Source organism: Patescibacteria group bacterium, assembly GCA_018817085.1.
In the GTDB taxonomy this organism is placed as follows: domain Bacteria; phylum Patescibacteriota; class WWE3; order CG2-30-40-12; family CG2-30-40-12; genus CG2-30-40-12.
On the sequence record JAHIUT010000023.1, the window covers coordinates 1 to 3,678 of the forward strand.

4 protein-coding genes are annotated in these 3,678 nt (G+C 35.9%); 1 reads left to right on the top strand and 3 read right to left on the bottom strand.

Annotation, left to right across the window (positions count from 1 at the left end):
- Positions 1–157 precede the first annotated feature (157 nt).
- Genes KJ678_01485 through KJ678_01495 form a run of 3 tightly spaced genes read right to left on the bottom strand, consistent with a single transcriptional unit; the run spans position 158 to position 1,530 of the window.
- Entirely contained in the window at positions 158–502 is a 345-nt protein-coding gene (locus tag KJ678_01485; protein ID MBU1016817.1) for a DUF86 domain-containing protein, read from the bottom strand.
- Positions 495–812 carry a nucleotidyltransferase family protein gene (locus KJ678_01490; protein ID MBU1016818.1) on the bottom strand — a complete coding sequence of 106 codons (318 nt, stop codon included), beginning with the start codon at positions 810–812 and terminating at the stop codon, positions 495–497. Before KJ678_01490 ends, KJ678_01485 begins: the two co-directional genes overlap by 8 nt.
- Positions 813–870: 58 nt before the next feature.
- Positions 871–1,530 carry a hypothetical protein gene (locus KJ678_01495; protein MBU1016819.1) on the bottom strand — a complete coding sequence of 220 codons (660 nt, stop codon included), beginning with the start codon at positions 1,528–1,530 and terminating at the stop codon, positions 871–873.
- A gap of 103 nt (positions 1,531–1,633) precedes the next feature.
- Here KJ678_01495 and KJ678_01500 point away from each other — a divergent pair.
- The coding region (locus KJ678_01500; GenBank protein ID MBU1016820.1) for an ATP-dependent helicase at positions 1,634–3,678 on the top strand (2,045 nt) is incomplete at its 3' end.

Below are 3,678 nucleotides of genomic sequence, written 5' to 3' on the forward strand. Positions count from 1 at the left end.
AAAGGAATAAATACAGCAAAAAAAGCAAGTTTCCGAAAAGTATTAAAAAGAGGGTATAAATAAACCTCGGCATACCTCTATTCTACCTTTTTTTTCAATTAGGGATAGACCCGATTCGGGTCTATCCCTTTTTTAAAAAGATTTTGGCAGAGTCATGTTATTTATTAATACTTTGAATAAGTTTTTCTATTTCTACTTTAAGTACCGGCGCTTCGTTTTTCACCACATCCCAAACGATATCGTAATCAATCCCAAAATAGCCGTGTATGAGTTTATCTCTCATTCCGGAAATGGATTGCCAATCTATATGAGACTGGCTGTTACGGAAATTGATTGGCAAGTTTTTAACTGCTTCGCCTATAATTTCTATACTTCGGGTAAAGGATCTTTTTAACGTTTCGTCTTGTAGAAATTCGTTTTTAGAAAGCCCTTTTGAAGCGCTTGAAATATATTCTAATTCATCTCTTATATGTTTCAAATACTCAATTGGCAACTTAGACATATTCAACCTCCTTTCTGATATAAGGCGCAATGTATGGACTAAGAGAATCTGTGGTTATAAGTTCTACTTGTTTTCCAAAAATTTCTTCAAGATACTGGGCAAGGTTAATATAATTCCTAAATGTCTTTTTATCTTTGCGGAATTCTACTAAAATATCAACATCGCTTTTGGCTTTTTGTTCACCTCTAACATACGAGCCAAAAACCCCAATATCAGTAACTCCGAAACTACTTAATTTATTGCTCCGGGCTTGCAACAAACTTAAAATCCTGTCTTTGTCCAATTTTTGTGATTTTAGATGTCGCCTCATATTTATATCTTACTTGAATTATCTCCATAAAACAACAACAGAGACATTTTTAATACTGTCAGAGAAACTTAAAGGTGGAGAGGATTTGATCAAAGGTAGATATTAGCTGTGAACTATATGGATATATATTGACCATAAGGACTTTTTGCTGTCGAGAAAAGGTAATAAAAAATGACTTTTTAAGATCGAACCTTCCGAGATCATCTTCACAATAAAGTAGCGTTTCTAGCCCTTTTTCCGAATCTACTCTTATATCGCTTATTTCTTTTTGTTCACAGGGTTTTGGAGTTGGATATCCACTCGCTATTTGTATCCATGGTCTTTTTAAAATCCATTCTTTCAATGGTTGACCATCCCACTCTAACCAAATAAAATCTGCTTTTAACTGATCTTCTGGTACGGGATACCCGTTGGACTTCCCATGTAAAAGTGATTCGTCGTAGCTAAACAAATACCCGACTTCCGCTCTCCAGTCAGGGGGATATTTGTATGTATAATCTTTTCCGTTATAAATTTTCCAATCCACCGTTGGGTCGGGGGAGGTTGTTGGCGTTTTTACAGAAGTTGAGACGGTCGGTGGTATAGCATCTTTTGGAGATAGGGACACTTGGTATTTCAGACCTAAATAAAATCCAACAAAAGGAAGGAGAATAAACAAGGTACCAGCGAGGATTTTTGATAGGGTTGTTACTGTTGTTAACTTTTTTGGAAGTTCCATTGCTTAAATACTAACTTCAAAAGATGCCCACTGTCAATACATTCAATTAGGGATAGACCCGATTCGGGTCTATCCCTATTTTAATAAATGTTATACTTTTAGTATGAACCACAACGAGGAAATTATTTTAAACAAAGAACAAAAGGAAGCGGTGGAACATAAAGAAGGGCCTATTCTAATTGTCGCCGGAGCGGGTACCGGCAAAACCCGCGTTATAACCGAAAGAATTAAATATCTAATTTCCCAAAAATTAGCAAAACCTAAAGAGATTTTGGCGGTAACTTTTACCGAAAAAGGAGCGGGGGAAATGCTTGAAAGAGTAGATAAAATAATGCCTCTGGGATACGAAGAACCGTGGATTACCACTTTTCATTCCTTTGCCGATAGGCTTTTACGAGAGGAGGCGTTGGAAATAGGTCTTGACCCCCGCTATAAAATTTTAACAAACAGCGAGAGCTATGTTTTAGTTAGAAAAAATCTTTTTAACTTTAACCTCAAATATTTTTTGCCGTTAGGAAACCCCACAAAATTTATAAGCGCTCTTTTAACCTTTTTCTCGCGCCTTCAGGACGAGAACATAACCTGCGAAGAGTTTGGAAAATGGGTGGCAAAAACAAAAGATAAAAACTTTGACCGCTGGCAGGAACTTTTAAACGGCTATAAAGCTTATCAACAACTAAAAATAAAGGAAAGTTTTATGGGTTTTGGAGACTTAATTTTGTGGACTATAAAACTTTTTGAAACCCGCCCGCAAATCTTGGCAAAATACAAAAAACAATTTAAATACATTTTAGTGGATGAGTTTCAAGACACAAATTTTGCCCAATTTAAAATAATCCAAATGCTCGCCCCAAGCAAAGATAACCCCAATTTAATGGTGGTGGGGGATGATTCCCAATCCATTTACAAATTCAGGGGTGCCGCTATCTCTAACATTTTGGAATTTATGGAAAAATACAAAAACGGCAAAAAAGTGTATCTTCTAAAAAACTATCGGTCAACCCAAAACATTCTTGATATGTCGTATAAATTAATAAAATTCAATAATCCCGACACCTTGGAAGCAAAACTTGGCATAAACAAAAATTTAATAAGCCAACAAAAAAGCGCGGGCATTCCCCCTCAAATCCTATACACCCAAACAAACGAGGAGGAAGCCGAAGTTGTTGTAGAAAAGATTATTGAACTTATAAACACTCAAAAATACTCCTATAAAGATTTCGCCATACTTGCAAGGGCAAACAATCATCTGGACAATTTTGTAACCGCTCTAAAAAGATATCAACTACCCTACCAAATAATAGGAAATCGCGGACTTTTTAATCAACCCGAGGTAAGCCAGCTGATAGCTTTTTTAAGGGTCTGCCAAGATTTGTCAGACAACATCTCCTTATACAGCCTTCTTATAGGCGAACTGTTAAACTACGAACATACCCAAATCCTAAAAACTTTAAATATCGCAAAATTAAAAAAGCAATTTCTTTGGGAAATTGTGGAAAAGGACGAGTATTTTTCGTTTATAGTAAAAGAGATTAAAGAGGCTATAACAACTTCAAAAACGCTCTCTGTAAGCGCTGTTTTATATAACTTTATTATAAATACAAAATATCCCGAAAGGTTGATAAAGCAGGAAAGCCTTGAGAATACTTTAAAAATAAACAATTTAAACCTGTTTTTTTCTTATGTAAAAAATTACGAAGGCAAAGAAGGCGATACTTCAATAACCGGTTTTGTGTATTTTCTTGACACTATGCTAGAAGCAGGGGAAAACCCCGCCCAAGCGGTTTTAGAAGATATTGACACCGTAAATCTTTTAACCGCGCATAGCTCTAAAGGCTTAGAATTTCCGGTTGTTTTTATGGTTAATTTAACCGCGGATAGATTTCCCACCAGAAACCGCCACGACCCGATTGAAATTCCAGAAAGTTTAATCAAAGAAACCCTGCCTTCTGGGGATTATCACATACAAGAAGAAAGACGGCTTTTTTATGTTGGAATGACTCGCGCAAAAGACCTTTTATATTTAACTTACGGCAAAAATTATGGGGGTGTACGGGATAAAAAACCTTCCGTTTTTATAACCGAACTAGGATTAAAACCAAACCCACAAATAACTAACCAACTTCCTTTGTTTTCCGCTAAAAAATA

Bases quoted from the DNA above. Each gene is read 5' to 3' on its own strand.
- KJ678_01485 (MBU1016817.1), bottom strand. From the start codon at position 502: ATGTCTAAGTTGCCAATTGAGTATTTGAAACATATAAGAGATGAATTA.
- KJ678_01490 (MBU1016818.1), bottom strand. From the start codon at position 812: ATGAGGCGACATCTAAAATCACAAAAATTGGACAAAGACAGGATTTTA.
- KJ678_01495 (MBU1016819.1), bottom strand. From the start codon at position 1,530: ATGGAACTTCCAAAAAAGTTAACAACAGTAACAACCCTATCAAAAATC.